The 21523-nt window shown below is 41.2% G+C and carries 23 protein-coding genes and 2 pseudogenes; 16 read left to right on the top strand and 9 right to left on the bottom strand.

From position 1 onward, the window contains the following. Positions 1-32 precede the first annotated feature (32 nt). Positions 33-620, top strand: coding sequence for an SET domain-containing protein (locus QYB97_RS05735; RefSeq protein ID WP_301165021.1), 588 nt, complete (start codon positions 33-35; stop codon positions 618-620). A gap of 93 nt (positions 621-713) precedes the next feature. On the opposite strand, the gene QYB97_RS05740 is transcribed toward QYB97_RS05735, so the two are convergent. The 3 genes from QYB97_RS05740 to QYB97_RS05750 are packed head-to-tail and all read right to left on the bottom strand — an operon-like array spanning position 714 to position 3765. Beyond that, a complete protein-coding gene (locus QYB97_RS05740; RefSeq protein WP_301165022.1) occupies positions 714-1532 on the bottom strand; it encodes a MurR/RpiR family transcriptional regulator in 819 nt (272 codons plus the stop codon). A 15-nt stretch (positions 1533-1547) separates the two neighbouring features. Next, positions 1548-2228, bottom strand: a complete 681-nt coding sequence (locus QYB97_RS05745) for an N-acetylmannosamine-6-phosphate 2-epimerase (protein WP_301165023.1) — start codon at positions 2226-2228, stop codon at positions 1548-1550. Continuing rightward, positions 2221-3765: a PTS transporter subunit EIIC gene (locus QYB97_RS05750; protein WP_301165024.1), complete on the bottom strand. Its 1545-nt coding sequence runs from the start codon at positions 3763-3765 to the stop codon at positions 2221-2223. Before QYB97_RS05750 ends, QYB97_RS05745 begins: the two co-directional genes overlap by 8 nt. Before the next feature lie 385 nt (positions 3766-4150). Here QYB97_RS05750 and QYB97_RS05755 point away from each other — a divergent pair, with 385 nt between their 5' ends. From QYB97_RS05755 to QYB97_RS05785, 7 genes are all read left to right on the top strand, one after another. Continuing rightward, positions 4151-5827 (top strand): hypothetical protein, encoded by a 1677-nt coding sequence (locus tag QYB97_RS05755; protein ID WP_301165025.1) that lies wholly within the window; start codon positions 4151-4153, stop codon positions 5825-5827. After that, on the top strand, positions 5820-6920 hold the full coding sequence (locus QYB97_RS05760; RefSeq protein ID WP_301165026.1) for a cellulase family glycosylhydrolase: 1101 nt from the start codon (positions 5820-5822) through the stop codon (positions 6918-6920). Before QYB97_RS05755 ends, QYB97_RS05760 begins: the two co-directional genes overlap by 8 nt. A 326-nt stretch (positions 6921-7246) precedes the next feature. Next, complete coding sequence (locus QYB97_RS05765) at positions 7247-7618, top strand: hypothetical protein (RefSeq protein ID WP_301165027.1); 372 nt, start codon at positions 7247-7249, stop codon at positions 7616-7618. A 15-nt stretch (positions 7619-7633) separates the two neighbouring features. Beyond that, complete coding sequence (locus QYB97_RS05770; RefSeq protein ID WP_301165028.1) at positions 7634-8623, top strand: pre-toxin TG domain-containing protein; 990 nt, start codon at positions 7634-7636, stop codon at positions 8621-8623. A 21-nt stretch (positions 8624-8644) separates the two neighbouring features. After that, the gene (locus QYB97_RS05775) at positions 8645-8962 is read left to right on the top strand and encodes a hypothetical protein (protein WP_301165029.1); all 318 of its coding nucleotides are present in this window, start codon (positions 8645-8647) and stop codon (positions 8960-8962) included. A 13-nt stretch (positions 8963-8975) separates the two neighbouring features. Further along, the gene (locus QYB97_RS05780) at positions 8976-9077 is read left to right on the top strand and encodes an immunity protein YezG family protein (protein WP_301165030.1); all 102 of its coding nucleotides are present in this window, start codon (positions 8976-8978) and stop codon (positions 9075-9077) included. 173 nt (positions 9078-9250) lie between these two features. Further along, a complete protein-coding gene (locus tag QYB97_RS05785) occupies positions 9251-9784 on the top strand; it encodes a DUF2247 family protein (RefSeq protein ID WP_301165031.1) in 534 nt (177 codons plus the stop codon). On the opposite strand, the gene imm47 is transcribed toward QYB97_RS05785, so the two are convergent. After that, entirely contained in the window at positions 9742-9936 is a 195-nt protein-coding gene (gene imm47 / locus QYB97_RS05790) for an Imm47 family immunity protein (RefSeq protein WP_301165032.1), read from the bottom strand. The genes QYB97_RS05785 and imm47 overlap by 43 nt on opposite strands. Between imm47 and QYB97_RS05795 the strand changes: the two genes are divergently transcribed. The 6 genes and pseudogenes from QYB97_RS05795 (at position 9931) to QYB97_RS05820 (ending at position 13007) form a co-directional block, all read left to right on the top strand. Further along, complete coding sequence (locus tag QYB97_RS05795) at positions 9931-10416, top strand: hypothetical protein (protein WP_301165033.1); 486 nt, start codon at positions 9931-9933, stop codon at positions 10414-10416. The genes imm47 and QYB97_RS05795 overlap by 6 nt on opposite strands. Positions 10417-10507: 91 nt before the next feature. Continuing rightward, positions 10508-10797: pseudogene (locus QYB97_RS05800) on the top strand (contact-dependent growth inhibition system immunity protein). 130 nt (positions 10798-10927) lie between these two features. Continuing rightward, positions 10928-11344, top strand: coding sequence for a DUF600 domain-containing protein (locus tag QYB97_RS05805; RefSeq protein ID WP_301165034.1), 417 nt, complete (start codon positions 10928-10930; stop codon positions 11342-11344). Positions 11345-11355: 11 nt separating this feature from the next. Then, entirely contained in the window at positions 11356-11865 is a 510-nt protein-coding gene (locus tag QYB97_RS05810) for a hypothetical protein (RefSeq protein WP_301165035.1), read from the top strand. Between the two features lie 395 nt (positions 11866-12260). Beyond that, positions 12261-12686: pseudogene (locus QYB97_RS05815) on the top strand (T7SS effector LXG polymorphic toxin); the annotation flags it as partial. Between the two features lie 3 nt (positions 12687-12689). Further along, entirely contained in the window at positions 12690-13007 is a 318-nt protein-coding gene (locus tag QYB97_RS05820; RefSeq protein WP_301165036.1) for an SMI1/KNR4 family protein, read from the top strand. 106 nt (positions 13008-13113) lie between these two features. Here QYB97_RS05820 and QYB97_RS05825 read toward each other — a convergent pair whose 3' ends face one another. The 3 genes from QYB97_RS05825 to QYB97_RS05835 all read right to left on the bottom strand — a co-directional run bounded on the left by QYB97_RS05825 (position 13114) and on the right by QYB97_RS05835 (position 17790). Further along, positions 13114-13662, bottom strand: a complete 549-nt coding sequence (locus QYB97_RS05825; RefSeq protein WP_301165037.1) for a DinB family protein — start codon at positions 13660-13662, stop codon at positions 13114-13116. A gap of 90 nt (positions 13663-13752) precedes the next feature. Further along, on the bottom strand, positions 13753-14616 hold the full coding sequence (locus QYB97_RS05830; RefSeq protein WP_301165038.1) for an alpha/beta fold hydrolase: 864 nt from the start codon (positions 14614-14616) through the stop codon (positions 13753-13755). 27 nt (positions 14617-14643) lie between these two features. Next, positions 14644-17790, bottom strand: a complete 3147-nt coding sequence (locus QYB97_RS05835) for a bifunctional cytochrome P450/NADPH--P450 reductase (RefSeq protein ID WP_301165039.1) — start codon at positions 17788-17790, stop codon at positions 14644-14646. A gap of 276 nt (positions 17791-18066) precedes the next feature. Here QYB97_RS05835 and QYB97_RS05840 point away from each other — a divergent pair, with 276 nt between their 5' ends. After that, positions 18067-18381, top strand: coding sequence for a winged helix-turn-helix transcriptional regulator (locus QYB97_RS05840; RefSeq protein ID WP_301165040.1), 315 nt, complete (start codon positions 18067-18069; stop codon positions 18379-18381). A 98-nt stretch (positions 18382-18479) separates the two neighbouring features. Here QYB97_RS05840 and QYB97_RS05845 read toward each other — a convergent pair whose 3' ends face one another. Further along, a complete protein-coding gene (locus QYB97_RS05845; RefSeq protein ID WP_301165041.1) occupies positions 18480-19334 on the bottom strand; it encodes a GRP family sugar transporter in 855 nt (284 codons plus the stop codon). A gap of 172 nt (positions 19335-19506) precedes the next feature. Continuing rightward, positions 19507-19650, bottom strand: a complete 144-nt coding sequence (locus QYB97_RS05850) for a hypothetical protein (protein WP_301165042.1) — start codon at positions 19648-19650, stop codon at positions 19507-19509. A gap of 88 nt (positions 19651-19738) precedes the next feature. Here QYB97_RS05850 and QYB97_RS05855 point away from each other — a divergent pair, with 88 nt between their 5' ends. After that, positions 19739-21520: a sensor histidine kinase gene (locus tag QYB97_RS05855; RefSeq protein ID WP_301165043.1), complete on the top strand. Its 1782-nt coding sequence runs from the start codon at positions 19739-19741 to the stop codon at positions 21518-21520. Positions 21521-21523 lie beyond the last annotated feature (3 nt).

Consider the following 21523-nt stretch of genomic DNA (forward strand, 5'->3'; position numbering starts at 1 on the left):
AAGTAAGTTTTGAGAAAGGGTGCATAGGAGTAATGATACATCCGGATACCGAGATTCGGTTTGTCAGTGAAAAGATAGGTGTAGGCGTTTTTGCCACAAAAATGATTCCTAAAGGAACAATTATTTGGGCATTAGATGATCTTGACATTATTCTTGAGGAAGATGAAATAGAAGCGCTTGATTCTGTACGAAGGGAAATTATCTATAAATATGCCTATCTGAATGATGATGACCGCTATGTATTATGCTGGGATCATGGCAGATATATTAATCATAGTTTCAATCCGAATATAGTATCCACTGTTTACGAGATTGAATTGGCCTCAAGAGATATTCTTCCTGGAGAGGAAATTACATGTGACTACGCTACGCTTGGATTAGACGAGCCATTTGAGTGTGAACCTGAGGAAGGTACGTCGAGCACGGTAGTGATGCCTGATGATTATCTTCATCGCTATAAGAAATGGGATCAATTAGCTCGAGAGGCGTTCAAAAGGTTAAATCACGTAGACCAGCCATTGCGCCACTTAATTCAACCGGAATTTGTCGACAAGGTCAATGCGATTGCAGAAGGACGTGCCGATATAGATTCTTTTCTTACACTTTATGAAGAGGAGTAAAGGTTATGAAACGACCAGCGGAACAGACAGATCTACTGGTTGTTTGGTGTGGATTAAAAAGCCGAGTCAGCATAGCGCTGGCTCGGCTTTTGTCTATTCATTCTTCTTCACCGACGAAATCCCAGTCGATGTAATTGCCTCTACGGTTTCCAGGTACTTCGCTTCTCGCTCTGGTTCTGAGAGGAAATGCAGGCTGATCCGGTCGATGAGGTAAAGCATGCTCATATCGAGACCAGTCAGCAGGAAGTTGTTTCTGGCTGGATGGATCGTCCAAAGAATCGCATCCGACAAATTCGTGAGCGGGGTGTTGCCGAAGGCGGTGAGCGCGATCAGCTTGGCGCCTTTTTCTTTCCCTTTGCTTATAGATCGAAGGAGGTCCACTGTCTGTCCGGAGCGTGAAAAGGCGATAATCACATCTCCCGGCTGCTGCAAGGTGCTCTTGATAACCATTAAGTGCGGATCCGTTACGGCCTCTGACACAAAGCCCATCCGGCTGAGCCGGTAGTTCAGTTCTTGAGCGGCAAGGCCCGAGCTACCGAGACCATAGATGAACAATCGCTTGGCTTCCCGAAGAAAGGTCATCACCTGATCGAATGCCTGGTTGTCCGATAAGGAGCGGACATCGGCCAGCATCTCACGGTAGGAGGAAAGCAGGGTCTGTTCAATCCCTTCCTCGCCTGACTTCTCAGAGCCCGAGGCAAGCTTCACCTTCATTTCCACGAAGCTTGAGCAGGCCGCTTTTTTTGCGAATCGGGTGATGGTGCTCACCGATACACCTGTTTTTTCAGCCATCTCCTGGATTGAGCTGTGTGACGCACCGTCCGGATCGGACAGAATATAATCGGCAATATTTTTTTCCTTTTGGGAAAGGGAAGAATAAATACTTTGAATTTCCTTAAGCAGGGAAGCCATCAGTCTACATCCTTTTTATCTCTTAGTTTCAGCGGCAAATCGTGCGGTGATCTGCTGTGGCCGGGTTATGGCACCGCCAACCACAACAGCATGTACACCCGCATCAAGCGCTTCTCTTACCATTTCAGGTGTCATAATATTTCCTTCCGCAATGACGGGAAGGGTCACGTTCTGCAGGACTTCCCTTAAAAAGGCGAAGTCATTCTCATACAGCTTACTGCCTTTTGTTTCGTTTGTATAGCCAAATAGGGTAGTCCCCACACAATCAAAACCCAGCTCCTCCGCTTGCTTTGCTTCTTCGACTGATGAGATGTCTGCCATAAGCTGAACTTCCGGATTCTGTTTCCGTACATAAGACACAAGCTCTTTTAATGCCAAGGCATCGGGACGTTTTCGTAGTGTAGCGTCCATTGCGATCATTTCACAGCCGCTTTCAATCAGCTCGTCCACTTCTTTTTTTGTTGCCGTGATAAATACGTCACTGTCTTCATAATCTCGTTTTAAAATGCCGATGACGGGAAGGCTGACCTCCTGTTTAATGGCCACAATGTCCTCTTTCGAATTGGCCCGGATGCCAGAAGCTCCACCTTCCTTGGCGGCAAGTGCCATCTTCGCCATGATGAAGGAGCTGTGAAGCGGTTCGTGTTGTAAGGCCTGACATGAAACCACCAGGCCGCCTTTAATCTGTTCAAGCATATTTTTCCCCTGCCATTTCTTCTACTTCATTTTTGATAATCGTGACATCCGGTCCATAGATGATCTGGATGCCGTTTCCTTTCTTGATAACTCCTTTGGATCCTGTTTTCTTTAGAAGCTCTTCATCAATGAGTGCCGGGTTGTTCACAGTCACCCGGAGCCTGGTGGCGCAGCAATCCACGTTTTGCAGATTCTCTCTGCCGCCAAGTCCCTGAATAACGGCTTCGGCACGTTCACTTCCATTCGTGATGTTCACGGTGGCTTCATTCGTATCTTCCCGTCCGGGTGTCTTGAAGTTAAACTTTTTGATCAGGAAGCTGAAGGAGAAGTAATAGACGAAGAACCACGGAATACCGATTACCGGCACCATAAGCCAGTTGGTTTTCGCATTGCCCTGAAACACTCCGAATAAGAGGAAGTCGATGAAACCTCCAGAGAACGTTTGTCCGATCGTAATTTGAAAGATATGGGCCAGCATAAACGCCATTCCGTCCAAAAAGGCATGCAGCACATAGAGCATTGGAGCAACAAACAAAAATGAGAATTCAATAGGTTCGGTGATACCGGTCAAAGAGGAGGTGAGAGCAGTTGAAGCTAGCAGTCCGGCTACTTTTTTCCGGTTTTCAGGTTTGGCTGTACGGTACATCGCGAGACAGGCACCGATCAAACCGAACATCATCGTGATAAACCGTCCGGACATAAAGCGGGCTGTACCAATATAAAAGTGCTGTGTGCCTGGATCAGCCAATTGCGCAAAGAAGATACGCTGTGTGCCTTCCACCAATTTTCCGTCTACGGTCAGGGAACCGCCAAGGCTGGTCGTCCAAAACGGCATATAGAAAATATGATGAAGCCCAAACAGTCCGAGCATGCGGAGCACAAAGCCATAAATCAGCGTGCCGATATAACCGGTCGCTTCCACCAGGCCGCCCATCTGGAAAATCCCTTTCTGGATAAACGGCCAGACGAAAAAGACGACAGCCCCCAGCAAAATCGCGGAAAAGGAAGCAATGATCGGCACAAACCGGGAGCCGCTGAAGAACCCGAGGAACTGTGGCAGCTGTTTTTTGTTATAGCGGTTATGAAGCCAGGATGTCATGATTCCGACAACCACGCCGCCAAACACACCCGTTTCCAGTGTTTGAATCCCCAAACTCATTCCCTGTCCGGCAGCTGCCGGATTCTTAGCGTCCAAAGTTCCGGTGATGGTTAAGAGCGCCGAGATGGTCGCATTCATGACCAGGAAGGCGAGAACACCCGCAAGGCCGGCTGTTCCCTTGTCGCCTCGCGCCAGACCAACAGAAATACCAACCGCAAAAAGCAAAGCCAGATTCGCAAACACTACGTTTCCCGCACTCGACATGATCGTAAAGATGGCTTGAAGCCAGCCAATATCTAGAAACGGATAAGCTTTTACCGTATTCGGGTTCGACAGTGCCCCGCCAATCCCCAGCAACAGCCCCGCTGCCGGCAATACGGCGATCGGAAGCATAAACGATTTACCAAACTGCTGTGCCTTCTCGAAGAAAATACTCATCAAGTAACCTCCTTTATGAAAATGATTTTCATATTTAGTATAAGAGTTAAGGGGGAGGGAGGTCAAGAAAGGGTTTTCAAAAAAATATCTTGGAAGCATTTGCTGTTCTCATATCGACGGGATGGTGGATTGTATAATTTAATCATTGATACACTGGGGATTATTTCTGTGTATTTAATGTTGAAGTGTTTTAAAGTAAAAAAACAAGTGGCTCTTATTCAATTCAAGAAATAGATATTTTTTTGTGTTAAATCTTTGTGTCGCATTTTGGTCCTATCAGAAAAGAGGGTACTATTTCGCGTATGGTATTTTAGGACATTATGGAGTTATTTTTTTTTTTTTTTCTGGATACTCTATATTTAAGAAAAAATTTGGAGGGAAAAGTATGGCTGATAATCTTGAACCCATGATCAAACTTCAACCTGATGGAAAAGCACCTATACTAAGTTACAATGTACCAGAGCCAACAAAGTATAGTGGGAGAAATTATATCGAACTGGAGATTCCATCGGAATATTTTAAAGAACATACTAAGAAAAAACCAGAGAAGACTGTTAAGAACAAAGTTCAAGAATTAGACCCAACAGTTTTAAAAGATCGTATTGGTCGACTAATAAAAGGTGTTGGTTTTGAACCTGAGCTCTTAAAAAACAATGATTTAATAAACTCCGATAGTAATCCTATTATGGAGTTTGTAAATAAACTAAATAAAGATGCTCTTAGTGATGCCAATGAACAAAAAGAGCAAGTAATGACATCAACCGTGGTAAATAATATCACAGAAATGATTGCTTCAAGATTGGAGTATGGACAACGACTTATTCCTTATACAACGTTTTTTGGAGATATTGGCTATATTTTCAGAAATGAACCTGAAACAGCACGGCCACGTTTGCTTTTGGTTGAAACCTACCAGCTTTCAACATACTTAGGAGACTATGGTGCAGGACGTACCATAAAAACCTTTTCCCTCCTGCCGGGGGAAAAAACAAAGATTACAATTAAAACTTTTAGAAAAACTGAAATAGACGAAAAGAGTGCCTCTAGTATATTTGATTCATTTACAAAGGAAAGTGCAAATGAATTCGAAAAGGATTTAGGGAAGGAACAGTCGGATAAAGAAAATTATCAAGAGACATTTGAGTATCATGCAGAAGCAGAGGCTGATTGCAGTTGGGGATTTGGAAGTGCAAAAATAAGTGGTGGAGTTAAAGGTGGAACCAATTCTGCAAGGGAAGAATTCGCAAAAAATACATCCCGGTCAGCTGAAAAACATGCTTCCAAAGCTTCCGCTAAAAGAGATATACAAATTAATACTTCTAATGAAGCAAAAGTGCAAGAAGGTGAAGAAACATCTATTGAACGTGAAATTCAAAATATAAATGTTAGTAGAACACTGAATTTTGTTTTCCGACAAATGAATCAAGAATTTATTTCTTTGCTTCATTTGGTAGATGTGCGTGTAGCTTATTATAATGGATTTTCTTATAAAGAAGTTGCACTTCCGGATCTCGATTTATTACTTGAAGAAGTAATTATAGACAAGTCAGACACACTAGAAAATAGGAAGGATCCTTGTGAAGAAATTAAACAAGCTATTATTGCTGAATTAACCAACATATATGATTATCAAGATAAACACCATTCATTTGTACAAAATAAAACAATAGAATTAAAAGACGAGAATGGAGGGACTACAGATACATTTAATTATTACCGAGTAAGAAAAGATATCTTTTCTAAGTACACTTCTCATCCTGAGGGAAATGGATTAAAAATAACAGTGCCTGGAATAATATTAGCAGCAAAGAATCTTGTTATAAGAACTGATGGAGTTATAATAGAAGCTATGCTCGGTCAAGGGGATGGACTCGATGAGTACTCTCATGGTTTACAAGACGAAACGGTTAAAGCAAAGAATCTTGCTAATAGCTTAGTTCAAGCTCAGATAAAGAGAGAAGAACTCGGTCAAAAAATTATAGAAATCAAAGATGAAGAAGCTGCTAAGGTTTTTGAACGAGTATTTTCTCCTTTAAAGGAAAAGGAGGGGGGGCATGCCTGAAAAGGACATAACTCCTGATACTCCTCTTGGCAGTCTTGATAAGATTTTGAACGAAAAAGCAACTTCAAATAGTGATAATGTTACTAAGGCATTGGAAAATAAATCAGAGCATTTGAAAGTCCCTGAATGGACAAATAATGAACTAGCTCCTCAAATACCTAAGTGGGCAATGAATGATATTTTTTTTGTGAATGGAACGAGTTTGTATGACCCGAATGCCAGAATGTTTACAATGCGCGGAGTCAATAATCCGCACATTTGGTTTCTATCCCAATCCTATAATGCCCTCTCATCAGTACAGGAATATGGTGCAAATAGTGTGCGAATTGTTTGGGGATTTAGTAGGTGGAAAAGCAGTCCTACGGAGTTAGAGAAAATACTTAAGCGGTGCCAAGAACTAAAGTTAATTGCTATAGTTGAGTTACATGATGGAACTTGTAAAAGTCAGCCTGATTTGTATAATATGGCAGGTTATTTCGCTCAAAAAGATATTAGTTCTATCATGAAAAAGTACTCTAAATACACACTTATTAATATTGCTAATGAATGGGGCAGTGAAAATCTATCTAATAGTTCTTGGTATTCTTCTTATAAAAAAGCTATAACAATCATTCGTGATGCTGGGCTAAAACATCCTATTATCATTGATAGTTTGGGATGTGGACAATTATCCTCTCCAATTATAATTTTTGGTAAATCATTACTTGCACATGATCCACTACACAATGTATTATTCTCTATCCATATGTATGAAAAATGGAATAATACAAAAAAGATAGCTACTGAATTACAAGCCATAAATGATTTGGGGTTGTGTGTAATTATTGGAGAGTTTGGTTATAATTCTGAGGCTGTAATTAACAAAAAAAACGACAAAAATTGTAAAGTAGATGCTTTTGAGGTTATGAAGCAATGCCATTTAAAGAAGATAGGTTATTTGGCGTGGTCTTGGACAGCAAATGATTCAAAAAATGAATGGCTTAATTTAGTTGATTCGAATGATTGGGAAGAAAAAACTGAATGGGGAAAAATCGTATTCTCTACTCAGTACGGTATTGAAAATACGAGTAAAATTGCTTCGATTTTTTTATAATTAAGTTCCTCTTTAAATGAAGGGGAGCTTTTTTTGCTGTCGGTCCCAAAAGAAACTGGATGAACCCAAGGATAGAGTTAATGAGTTGGAAAAGGAATTTACTGTCTCTAACAATAAGTATTAAAATTATTCCGATTTAATGTCGCCCTTATGGAATGCCGGTTTTAGCATTCTCTATAAATTCTAGGAACATTTAACTAGTTTAATAAGTACAGGTTAGTACAAAGGATAGAGTTAAAGGTTTAGCAGAATAAGGTAAAATATTATGGTGACTAACTATTATAGGGATTTGTACGGTATGTAAGGACGAAAGGAGGATGACCGTTATGCTCGGATTTATGGATGGTGTGCGTGTTCAACGACAGATTGAGAATATTAACCGGGATTTACAGCAAATAAGAGAGGTGCAGCAAGGTCTTCTTTCCTTGCAAAAAGAGACAAACACGCTATCTCAGAATATTGCTCGTGATGTGACTCAGGAAACGCGGGAAAATGTCTGGAAGGGAAAGAAGCAGCAGGAATATAAGGACATGTATGAGTCGCTGGATAAGACCCTTTCCAGTTTTAAGGGTGACATCGGCCAGCAAGTCTATTACATGGATTACTGGATCTCCTATTTGGAAGGTAAACGATCCAAGTTAACGGTGTCCCTTCACGAAATTAAAGAAGCACTGAAGAAGCAGGAAACAACCAAATAAGGCAGGAGGGACTTCATGGAAATCAAAATAGAACCTAACCGGCTGGCAAGCCTGTCGAAACGAATGCTGGAGCACCAAAACCGGGCGAAGAACCTTCAGCACAGCTTGGAGAGAGAAACCGGAAAAGCCAGTTCCATTCTCTCTCGTTCTGAATTCCCGCCTCCGTTTTCAGGACAAATTTCCGCCACGAATGGTAGTATAAAGGCAGCCAGCCAAACGATTGTTCAAACTCTCGAATACCAGGCTGCATGGCTCTCATATTTTGCCCACCAGGCCTCTGGTGCCGATAACATTCCACTCTCGCTCACCCAGGCCACAGCCATCCTTGCCAAGTACGACGACCGGTTCAAGGATCCAGGCAAAACGGATGGCATCGACGCAGGCAAGCTTGCAAAAGACGCAGCCGGAGAACTAAGCGGTGTCTATGATGCTCAGCGCGCCGCCACTGGGATTGATCCTGCCACTGGAGATAAGGTTAATGGATGGGGAAGAGTTTTGGCCGGAGGAATGTTTGTCTTTGGTCTAACCCCTGTAGGGAAGGGCGTTAAGGCATTTAAGGTCGTGCGGACAGCTGATAAAGTGATTGGTGTGGCTAAGGAAGGACAGGCTGCGAGGAGAGTTATTGGGTCTGCGGATGTTGTTAAGGGTGCGGGTGAAATTGGTTGGAGTGTGTCAAAAGGCGGAGGAGTAATAAATGGAAGAAAGTATTCTCAGCATGCTTTGGAAAGAATGGCGCCTGAAACTCCTGAAGTAAAAGCTACTTTATCAAGTAGAGCAATTCAAAAAGCTGAAGAAGTAGGATATAAACCACAAACAAAAGAATTTAGTGAGTTTATCAAAAAATATGTTGATCCAAGAAATATTCCACCTTCAGTTATTGAAGACGCTATAATCAATACGAAAAAGATACCTGGTAATAGAAGTAACACGTTTGTTCATGAAACACAGGATGTAAAAGTAATAATAAATGAAACAGGCGATGTGATTACAGTTATACCGAAATAATTAATAAAAGGATGAATACAAATGTTTATAAAGTATGATGAATATGATCTATTAGAACTTTTTCAAAGTGAACCGGTGAGCATAACAGGCAATATCGATGATGGAGAATTAATTTATACCTACAAAGATGACCAAAATTTTAAGGTGATTTTAACTTTAGATGTATATAAGCAAACGAGTAGTCTAAGTATTACATTTAATGATTCTATAGTATTTACTGGTGATTTTAAAAATGTAACAAGCATAAAAAAAGGTGACAAAGCTATGGTTATGAATGTGGGCGGAGAAGAGAGACTAAAAGTTAAATTTTATAAACAAGTTGGAGTGGAGTTGCTTTAAAATAGCCTGATACTTGCAGATAGCTGAGATTGTGGTAAAAAATATTTCAGTCGAATGGTCTAAGGTTTATTTATATGGGGAAGTTGTTAAAGGTTCTAAGACTGCCTATTTTTGATGAGGAAGTATTTGAATTAAACAGGGTGAGCTTACAAGAACTGTTGGCTCACCTTTCGACTTTCTAGTTGCTTCTGCGCCATGAAGAAAAACCTAAAGAATAGAATAGATAATGTATTAAATGGACTTAGTAAAGCTGAGCTAGAGTATAGTACTTAAAAAGGATCCTGGTGAATGATATTGCCTTATTCTATCGATATTCTTAAAGAAAATAAAATGAATTACGACTGGAAGACTCTATATGTAGGAGTAAAGCTTGGTTTAATTGGAAATAGTGAAATCACTAAATATGCTCTCGAATTTTTGTCTACCCATGAGGAAGGCAGTCATCCCTTACCAATAGATCTTGCTTGGGGAGAAAATGATGAAGACGATTATCTGAGTAAACTCCAGATGATAGTAGAAGAATATCAGGAGAATTTAAAGGAAAATCCGGTGGAATGGAATATCGAAAAAAGAAAATGGAGATACAGCATTCTAAACCATTTAAACGCTAAGTACAAAGATACACCTAAAGAATTATTGGATAAAATTGCTGAAGTGTATGCAGACTTTGATTATCCAGAAGACATGGAAACGTTCATCACGTATATGCCTCCTAAAGATGGTTGTAACTCGTTATCATCCTTGGAAAAAGAAAAGATTAATAGATTGATCAGTCTTTTTTATGAGTTTTTACATAATGAACAAGCTAGCTTGGGGCTATAAGAAGTGGTACATAAACCATCTGACGCAAATATGTTAATTGTCTCTTGAGAACCCTCCTCAAGAAAGCTAAGGTTCTTGGGATTCCTTAGATCTTCATGCGTTGCAACAGCCAAAAAGATTTTGTTACATGGGTAGGAGGAGATACATTGCATAACCGTCCTGAATATGCCGAGATGATCATCGTTCTAGTTAGATATAAAAGTTTATATCAATGGTATGTTACAGACAAAGAGATATGGTATTTAGATTTAAAGAAATTAATATCGAGTTATCGACAGAAGGGATTTGAAGTTCATAATCCTGATGATTTTTCAGACAGATTTGATATTGCTGTTGTTAATGAAAATACGGCAGAAGAGTTTCTCCAAAGGATTAGTGGATTTCAAGTAAGTCATGAGGAGTTAAGAAAGATGCTGGTGCAGAAAACCTATCATGATGTATTAGACATGCAGCCTTCTCTTTATGTGAACTTTGACGAAAAGGAACTGATATCTTCCTTTCCCGAGCCTGCGTCCTATGAGCATTATGTACCTTATGGATGGCTAGGGAAATATGAGCAATTTACAGAAGAGGTTCCTATAAATAATCGTTACTGGATAATTAATGGTGAGAACTTATTTTTTATGCAGTAAACAATGGGCATAGATGGTGTTGTATTGAAATTGAATAGTCCTTGACAATAAGTATAGCGTGGAGGTGTTGGAACTGGTGGAGAGCCCATTTATTAAACGGGATAAAGTAGAAGAACCTGTTTTCCAGTTCTTGGCTGGTACCTTTCATCAAGATATTGAATCTCCTGAAGACGCATTACAAGAATTATTAACAGTGGAAAATAAAGAGTATTTGGAGTCTGCAGATGTTTTCTTAAGCAAGTTTATTCAAAGTGATGATTCGGATACTGTAAATACATTCAATCTTGCGCAGATGGAGTAGACTTTCTTATTCTTGGATTAGAACCACTTGAGTGGCTTAAACGAGTTATCAAACAAATAAGAGAAGCTGTTAAAAGGTAAAGAGGAGCTTGGATTGGCGATAAGTCTTTCGGGCTTTTTTACATTTCCCGTTATTAAAGAAGACTAATGGATTGAGGTGGTATCTGTGCGAAAGGAATTTGAAGATTATTTTTCTTAAATTCAGGCAGATATGGCAGCTGTCTGTCTGGAGCTTGTGGAAAATAGAGCTGATGATATTTATATTTACTGTTCCTACGAACCAGAAATGTATGTATTTGACGTGTTTTATAGGATAAACGAATGTTTGGTGCTTAAGCATCATTTGAATCATGCAGTTAGGGAAACTAAGGATTCATTTACCTATGATACATCAGAAGAAAGACAAGAAGCTGTTTTAGATATTGGGCTTAAAGATTTAGAAGACATTCATGCTTTATGTAAAGAACATGGAAGAGATATGCCAACTGAAATGAAATTACATTATCATGTAAAGCAAAACAGTCTGAAGGCACAGTATAAATATGATTTGATCTATTCGGAAAATGAAGAGTTATTACCTGATGACATCTTTGATGCATGGTTCGATGAAATAAAAAAGAGTGGTTGAAGGGGCTGCTGATGTTAAACGTATTAAAATATATAGAAGAACAGCCGGCAACTATTACATATGATCTTTATATACCAATTACTATTGAATTTGGTTCCTGGGATCGAGCAAAAGAGCCAGCGATCTATTGGAGAACTGGAGATTTTAAGAGATCCCTGCTTGAAATAGGTATGGGAAAAGCCACCGGGATTATTCGCTCAATTACCTTAACATTAAGCGAAAAGGTTTTTAAAACAAGGAAGCCTTACTTTAATCGTAAGAATTTGATGGCAGATAGAGGAACTCCAGTTTTCCAAGTGGAAGGTTTTAAGGATCAACCGTATCTCGATGAGAAGACTGACTTATACGTTAATATAGGAAACAAAAATATATGGATCGCCTTCTCAGAAAATCAAATCTCCTCTTTTATAGAAGATGATCATATAGGATTTGCTTTGGATGCTAAGAACAACCTTTGTGGCATCTTGATAAGTGGTGTACTAGAGCATGATAGGAAAAAATTAGAAAAGGCGTTGGGATAAAGGTTTAGTTTTAGTTCTTCCAAAGAGGTCTCGGGATGCGATTACTGGACTAGTTGAAATGCCGGATATGTTGGTAGTTGAAGGCTGGCACAACGTTAAAGAGAGACTTCCACATGATTCTCAAATCTTCAGTAATCTCTTAAGTGACTTTAATGAACAATATCCACTTTGGAAATGTGCAGTTGTATATAAAATAAAATGCGTTTTAAACCTTGATTGGCTTTGTCCTTTCGAGGTTTTTTATTCTTACCCAATTTTAGCTAATAAACGATTAAGTAATGCATGAAATGAGGTCTCAGTAAAACAAGCAAAATCAAATTGAATGCGAAAAATATCTATAAGGTCCATGTTCATTGGCCTTTTCAGGAAAGGGTAAAAGTACGACTGTTCCTGTAAAAATAGATTATGATTTAAATTATGTCAGGGATATTGAATCACGGACAAACAGTGTGTTACCGAAAAATCAGATAGAAAAATTGAAAGAAGCGTTAAGGACTAAAGAATATAAAAAATTAACTCCTGCTGAAACAAGAAAACACAGACGTTCATTTAATAGAGTTAAAGATAAGCTAATTGAAGAGTGGGAGATAGAGTCTGGGCAAAAATGGCCAACTTATACTGAGGAAGTAATATCTGAGAAGACAGGTGAAATTGTTCGAAAAAAGGGAGATTAGTACGATGCTCACCATATAATTGAAAATAGTTTCCAAGGAGAACATGAATGGTGGAATATACATCCCGCAAAATTCCCGAACGAACACCAATCTGGAATACATGGCACTGGTTCTCCAGCGAATAAATTATTTAAAGGTGGTAAGTAAAAAATGAGATTTGATTTTATAAAGGAGCAATTGGGCAATGAGTTCTATCCAGTAAGTGAAAAAGAAATTGAGGATGTTGAATCAAGCTTGGGTTTGAAGTTTCCTAATGATTTAAGAGAGTTTCTTTTAGAGGTTGGAGATGGTTTCCTTAAAAAATCAGAAAATAATATCAATCGTATTATGGGACCGACTTCAATAAGAGATGCTAGATTCAAAGTTAATAATCCTATTTATTATGATGAAATAAGAATAGCTAATTCTTTAGAAGAGTTTTTGAGAAAAATGATGGATGATTATAATTATTACGTTGATATGGAGTAATTCACACTATTCGACAATTTCTAGCTAGTTAACTGTAGCTTCTGTAAATAAAAACAGAAGCTACGTTTTAATTACGTGATCAAGCGAGCCGTATAGCCTATACCAATCATTCCCGCTCCTTCGGCCAAGATCCCTGTTGTTTACGGATCAATACAATTTGCCCTATGTGGTATACGTTATGCATAATTTGACGTGCCAGGCCTCCAACAAGTTCCTCATCCAGCTGACTGTTATTAACTTTTTCAAGTGATTTACGCAAGTTTTCGAAAATGTGGTGTGTTTCCGCCAAGGCAGCCTCCCATTTTTCAGTGTCTGCTGGATCCCCGCTATCTCCAAAGGTGTTCTCTGCCAATACTGCCTGCCATTTAGAATTTGGCGGCTCTCCAATATCTCCGAATGCAGCCTTGTTATCAGGTGTCTCTTTTTTAGGCGTGGTGTCATTGATTTGTCTAACAAGCAGGGCATTGTAATAATTCAGATGGTTCACCGTTTGCCAGATCGTATTTCCTCCCCCAGGAGGCTGCCAGCTTGCATTTGTGGAATTTAACCCCTTAAGAGCAGATTCTAAAGGTAAAAACCAGGTCTCAGTATTCCAAGCAAAAGTAAATTGCATACGGAAAATATCCATTAGATCCAGGTTCATTGGCTTATTCACCGCCATCACTCCTTTATATTATTATTTTAGATGGATTTAACAATAAAACAACATAGAAAAAGCAGACCCCATTGGATCTGCTTGTATTATTTAGCTATCTTGTTGCAAAAACTCCCTCATAAACGCATTGGTCTCTTCCGGCTTCTCCAGCTGAGGCGCATGCCCGACTCCGTTGAGACGATGGATTGTAATGTTCGGGGCGTATTCCTCAATGCCGTTCAGGTTGCTGTTTTCAAAGGCGATATCCGCATTTCCCCAAATAATCAGTGCCGGGGACTCGAACAGGCGGTGGGGAAGTGCAACAGGCTGTTGGGCAAGTTTTTCAAATGGATAAAATGAAGCGGCGCGATAGTAATTCAGCATGGATTTCATCGCTTCGGGCTGCTGCCAGGCTTCAAGGTATTTCTCTTCCTCTTCTTGAGTTAAATCAAGGCCCAGAGTGTTCATCATTTTTCTTAATCTTTCACTGTTGTCGGCTAATAAGACGTCGTGCGAGTCGGGTTTCTGGAAAAAGCCCATATAGCTGCTTGCTTCCCGCTGGGCGGGATTTTCTACTAACTCTCTATGGAAGGTGTAAGGATGCGGGGCATCAAAGATGATCAGCTTTTTTATATATTCAGGGTGCGTATAAGCAAAGGTCCAGGCAATCGCACCGCCCCAGTCATGGCCAACTAAAATGCATTCCTTTTCGCCGAATGCCTCGATTAATTGTTTTACATCTTCCAACAGAACCGGCATCTCGTAGGAGGAAATGTCTTCTGGTTTATCTGATGTATTATAGCCGCGCATATCAACTGCCACCACACGATAATCCTTGGAGAACTCTTCCAACTGGTTGTGCCAGCAGTGCCAGAAATACGGAAATCCATGTAAAAACAGCATCAATTCGCCTTCACCTTTTTCGACATAATGAAGGTTTACACCATTTACTTTTACATAATCCTCTTTGAACATGCTCCTCATCCTTTCTTTATATCTTAATTATCCGGCCCACACATCTTTAGCGTAGCGGCCATTTTCTTCTAATTGCAGAAGCCAATCTTTTGTCTCTTCATCGCTGACTTGATGCACTTCAGCATAGCTTTTTAATAGTGTGGCTTCAACAGACGGAGCCATTTGACTGCCATCTCCGCAAATATAGAAGTGGGCGCCTGAGTCCAGTAACCCGATCAACTTCTGTCCATGTTGTTCCATTACGTGCTGGACATAGGTTTTTGGCTGATTGGCCAGGCGGGAAAAGGCGGTATGAAGGGTAATAATGTCCTGATTCTGCGCTTCTTCCAGCTCTTCCTTGTAAAGAAAATCTTCGTGGGAGCGGCATCCGAAGTATAAATGTGCCTCACCCAGCGTTTTTCCTTCATGTTTTAATTGTTTACGAGCTTGTACGAACCCTCTGAACGGAGCGATGCCTGTTCCCGGTCCCACCATAATAATCGGTGTTTCTGGGTTTTCTGGCAGCGCAAAGCTGGATTGAGGGGTGGAAACAAAGCATGTTACCAGGTCTCCTGGCTGCAGGCTCGCCAGGTAATTTGATGCGATGCCTTTGTATTCGCCATGTCCGCTCCACGCTTCTCCTAAAACTACGCTGACCGTGATGCTTGGCTGTTTTTCATTCACACGCGGTGATGATGAAATCGAGTAATAGCGCGGACGCATGCTTGGAAGCAGGGCGATAAATTCGCTGAACTCCATTTCACAGGCCGGATACTTTTCCAACAGTTCAAGCATGGTTACCCGTTTTTGAAGGACGTGTTCTTTGTATGCCTGCTTTTCAAGCAAGGCTTCCAGCTCTACTTTATGTGGCGGACACACCGTTTTGGCAGCCATCGCTCGGAGCTGCGTGCGCGTTACAGGGTCCTGAAGTTCCACATACTGCAGCAGTTCTTCGACCGATACCGTTTGGTCTAATGGCAGGTGAGCCAGCTTTTCTTCTTCGGCATTTAAGCGGAGCTGCTGGGAGACATCCAGACCGAATCGTGCAGCTGCACGATGGATCAAGCCCTCATAGTTTCGTGGGATGATCCCTAAATGATCGCCTTCATGATAAGCTGTGCCGCTTGGAAGTTCAATTTCCAGGTGACGGGTGCTTCGTTCACTGCCCGGCTGTTGAAGTTCTTTGCTTACTGTAACTTTTGCTGAAAAAGCATCATGCATTTTAGCGAGAGGTCCGTCTATCGCACCATCGACAAGTTGCAGCGAGAGGGTAGACTTATTTTCTTCACCGTTTTCAATGTCCAGGTTAAAGTAGTCTGCCAGGTCGCTCCACATAGACTCGCGCCAATCTTCATACGCTCCGTCAAAGTCGTCGCTTGCATCTGCTTCACCGCGGTCTGCTATGTTTTCTGCGCCTTTGGCGGCAAGCGTTTCATCGATAAAAGCGGGAACCTTTTGGTACGTGCTTGCCCAGTTTTTATCGCCGCAGCCGAATACGGAGTAGCGGACGCCTTTGACCTCATCCTCAGACGCATGTTGTAGCCATTCCACGAATTGCTTGGCGTTGTCAGGCGGATGGCCGTTATATGAAGCGGTGACAATCAATACCGCTCCTTCGCGCGGAAGGTTTCGGGCATGTGAATCAAGGGTTGCGACTTGCGGTGCGAAGCCTTTACTCATGGCGATATCCGCTAAATCACGGGCCGTTCCTTCGGCAGTACCCATGTTGGAACCGTATAAAACAAGGAGTGGCGTGTTATGGGCATTTTCAATTGCCTTCCGTACTTTCTTAACAGGCTGATCGCTGCTGGAAGAAGGAACGCCGCCGAGCGGAATTTTTTTCGATTTTGCTTTTACGACAAACCCTTCCGGCTTAAGGGTTAACGTTTCTTTTACATCCAGCTCATAGTTGGTATGGTCTTCAAAATCAAAGTGCTTCAGCATCATGCCAAGAACAAGCGTGGCTTCGTGTAAAGCAAACTGCTGGCCGATGCACGCACGCTGTCCGTTCCCGAATGGTTTAAAGGCATGCTGGGGGATGGCGCTTGGATTTTCAAAGCGCTCGGGACGGAACACTTCCGCATCTTCTCCCCAAATGACCGGATCACGGTGAAGCTGAGGAATCAGAACCATTACTTCATCGCCCTTATCCAGCGGATACTCCCCTCCAAGCACCGTATCTTCCTTCGCATAGAGTGAGAAGGCAGGAGCGGTTGGCCATAAGCGCAGCGCTTCATTTAAGACCATTCCAATATATTTCAGCTGTTTGACTTGTTTATAGCTTGGAACAGGATCCACAAGAATGCGTGCTGCTTCTTCCTGTGCTTTTTTCAATACGTGCGGATTTTTCACCAGGAAATACAGCGCAAAGGATAACAGACCGCTTGTGGTTTCATGGCCCGCAATTAAGAAGGTGATCATCTGATAGCGGATATTCTCATCATCAAGCGGTTCACCTGTTTCCGGATCTTTCCCGTTGAGCATATGGGTCAGCAAATCATCGGTTTGTTCGCCGCTCGCTTTGCGGTCTGCAATCAATTTATCGACCAGGCTGTTCATCACCTTGATGTCTTCTTGAAACTGGCGCTTGTTTTCGTCGTAAACCGGATCATCCGGATTGGCACGCTGCAGCTTGTTCATGGCTTCGTCCAGCGCACGCACCATACTTATAATAAACGGATGATGCTGATCCCGATAAAAGCTGTTAAAGCGGTAATTAAACCCGCACAGGCCGATTGTATCAAGCGTTAAACGCGTCATATCTTCTGGCACTTGAATGTGCTCGTCTGGATTGAGACGCTCCCACTTTTGAATCAGCTGGATCGCGATATCCGCCATCATGGCGTGATAGCCTTTCATCGCTTGCTGACTGAAGCTTGGAAGCAGGATATTATGAGCCTTTTTCCAGTTCTTTTCGTGCGTCCAGCTCGTAAATAAACCGTCTCCTGTAAAATCACGTACATACTTCAGCGCCTGACTTAGATTTTTATCAAAGCGTGACTCGTCACATACTTCTTTTACAAGGCGCTGACTGGATACGTAACGTGTGACACGTCCGGGTGCTTCAAATTTAAAAATTTCTCCCAGATCTTTCGCTATGTTCATGAGCGCTTGAACGGGTTTATCTGTGTTTAATAACGGCAAGTTTTTAAGATCCCCAAACGTTTGTGGCTGAGGCATTTCTTTTGTTGTCATGATATCCCTCTTTCGGTTGTAAATTGTTTGCGTAGAGGTAACTTTTATTACATTAGGTTACTTTATGTAACCAATAGTAACGTTCGCAGAATAAGAAATCAATGGGACTTTTTTAGGGTTTTTGGCGTTTTCTGAAGAACTGATGATGAAGTTTATATGAAGGATGGAAACTTGTGGAATGACGAGCGGGCCCTTTAGATTTTGAGATTGATAGTATACAATAGGAATATTAAGTTACTTTAAATTGTCCTTTTGTAGTCAGGTGGGGTGAAGAGTATGGATGAGGTTGATGATATACTTTTAAAAGTACATAAAACCTTTGATATCGTGGGAAAGAAATGGAACGGCATGATTATTTATGTATTGATGAGCGGGCCAAAACGCTTTAGTGAGCTCCACAGCAGCATTCCTTCCTTAAGCAAACGCATGTTAAACGAGCGTATGAAAGAATTAGAAGAAGAAGAAGTAGTGGTCCGGCATGTTACCAATGACCGTCCCGTACGTATTGAATATTTACTAACGAAAAAAGGCTACGAACTCGGCATGGCCTTAGAGCCCATCAGCAAGTGGGCTATCAAGTGGATTAAATAAAAAATCATACCCAAACCTGAAACAGATATAAAAAAGGCCATGAATAGAGGATGATCCTCCATTCACGGCTTTTTCATTTTAAAGGTATGATGTTTCGGTTATTGAGTTTTAGCCAGTCCAAGCAAAACGCCACCTAATACGATTAAGATAATACCAATGGTTATGAAGATGAGCTGGCGTTTTGTTTTCTTTTCACCTAATAGGAAGATGCCGCCAAGTGTTGAGATGACAATTCCCATTTGTGATAAGGAGTAGCTGGTGGCAACTCCCACTTTGGGCTGGGAAATGAACAAGAACATGTTGCCTGCTGCCCAAATCAATCCTGGAATGATGTTGCGAATCGCATATTTATTAAATGGCTTGTGTTTATAGGTAAGGATCAGCCCTCCGATTACCATCCCAATGGCTTGCGGGAATAACGCGGACCAGCCGTCGACGTTAAATAAACGAGCGATGACAACGTACACTAAATAGCCAATGGTCGAAACAATAAGGGTAAGGATACCTTTTTTAAATTGCCCGGCTTGTTCTTCATTTTCCTCACCTTTAAGGGAGGTTAAGACGATCCCGGTGACAATACAAATAAGGGCCAGCACCCCTAAAATAACGGTTGCTCTGGTTGACCACTCGTGAAATACGATGACACCAAACAGTGCGGTTGCTACCAGTTGCAGCCCGGTCGAAATAGGCATGGTTTTCGATACGCCAATATAGTCAATGGTCTTTAACTGATTACTTTGTCCAACTGCCCAAAATAATCCGGAAACGATACCGACAATAAAAATCAGGGGCGTCAAAACCGGGTGAACGAACAAATAGATAATAGCAGAAAATATCAGTGCCCCTAGCGTCGTTCCGAGGGTTTGACTGTATGGGCCTCCGCCTAATTTCACATTAAACAAAACAATACTTCCCCAGAAGACCGCAGGAAGTATGGCCAGCAGAATATCCATTTCAATGAACCTTCTTTCTCAATTCTGATGATGAAATTTTATGTAGTAACTTTTAATTGATAATAAGGTTACTTTACGTAACGGATTTTAACTCCTTGGCCTAGTGAAGTCAATCAGAACGCATCAATGAAGTTGACGTGCATTCATCCCTAATTTTTAGATGAATAATCATTTAATTTTTGATGTTTTTTGCAGCAGCATATTTTGATACGGTTAAAATGAAGGGACCTCTTTCATTATTCGCTCCAGAAATCACCGCCACCATGAAGCCACAATCGCGCCCGTTAGTCGTTGTCCTATTATCACCCTTCATCATAACGAGGCGTCCGTTCACATGAATGTTTGTATTATAATAATGGTATTACTTGCAGGAGATATACTATAAAACAGCTGGGTGGGTGAAGGTGCGAACTTTTATTTTAAAACTAAAAAATAAAGTGAACGATTTTAGCATTCGAAAAAAACTGGTTTTCTCGTTTCTTATCGTGGTTTTTATCCCCATTATGATAACGGGCTATTATTTAACACATCAGCTGCGGGAATTTTCCCTGAATGATGCCATGAACAAAAGTGTAGAGGATAACAAGAGGATTGCCAAACAGGTGAACGCGTTTTTGCAGGTTCCCATCAATATATCCAGCCAGTTTTTACTGGATAATCAGCTGGAGGAGTTTGCTAACACGCAGTATAAGACCACTTATCAATACGTAGAGGCGTTTCAGCAGTATCAGCGTTTTGATCAATACATGGATCTTTACGATTATATCTCCAACATTCGTTTTTATATGGACAACCCAACGATGATTGATAATTGGAGGGTGATCCAGCCGGATGAAAGTGAGAAAAAAAAGGATTGGTACAATCAGGCGGTTAGCCATAGGGGATATATCGGATGGTATTTTACAGAGGATTTCACCAAAAAGAACAACAAATATTTAACTCTGGTCAGAAGAATTGATTTCCTTCATTACAACAACTATGGCGTACTGGTTTTGAGCCTTGATAATTCTTACTTTAATTCGATCTTGGATGAATATACGTCACCTTCACTCATCTTAAATGGCAGTGATGTCATTGCTTCGAGCAGAGAAGGCTTAATTCAAAAGGATATTACCAAACTGCCGTTAACCTCCCTGAAATCCAACGGCACATTTGATACAACGATAAATAATCATCAATATAAAGTGGTGACGACCTCTTTAAAGCCGGAGTCCAGCTACAATAGTATGAAAATTGTGACGATTATTCCTGTTGAGATGATCGTTGCCGATGCGAACAAAAGCAGCATGCTTGCCTTACTCTTTATCCTGCTGAGCAGTATCATTGCCATTCTATTAATCTACTTTTTTTCAAACATGTTATCACAGCGGATTTCGCGCTTAAGCAAACACATTCATGAAGTATCGGATGGAAATCTGGATACCAATTTGGTGTTGGCCGGCAACGATGAAATAGGCAAAATCGCCAATCAATTTAACGTTATGACGGATAACATTAAGAAGCTGATGATAGAAAGCAAGGATGCTGAACGGGAAAAAGCCTTGTTGATTATCCGGCAAAAGGAAATTAAATTTCAAATGCTGGCCAGTCAGATCAATCCGCATTTTTTATATAACGTTTTAGAGTCCATACGAATGAAAGCGCTTTTAAATGGTGAAAAGGAAATCAGCCAAACCGTAAAACTGCTGGGCCAGCTGATGCGAAAAAACTTGGAAGTAGGCAGTGCTGCAGTGACATTGAAAAGTGAGCTTGAGATGGTGAAAAACTACCTGGACATCCAAAAGTTTCGGTTTGGAAGCCGTTTTTCGTATGAAATGGATGTTGATCCTTTATCAGAATCTATTAAAATACCTCCGCTTTCTGTTCAGCCATTGGTCGAAAACGCGATCGTTCATGGCTTGAAGAATAAAGAGACAGGGGGCTTCATTTCCATCAGAGCAAGGGTGATTAACGCGGAATTGTGGGTGGAAGTTGCGGACAATGGGTCAGGAATCACCCAGGAGAGATTAAATCAGATCATGGAACGTATGAATGATGTTCATGACAGTGACGGCAAGCATATCGGATTGAGCAATATCCACCAAAGGCTGCAGCTTTCTTACGGAGAAGAGTATGGCTTAACGCTTAAAACATCCGAAACCTTAGGAACAAAAGTCTGCTTCAGCATACCAGCAGGGGGGAATTGAGCC

Origin of the sequence: Fictibacillus fluitans (assembly GCF_030418125.1) — a bacterium.
Classification (GTDB): domain Bacteria; phylum Bacillota; class Bacilli; order Bacillales; family Fictibacillaceae; genus Fictibacillus_C; species Fictibacillus_C fluitans.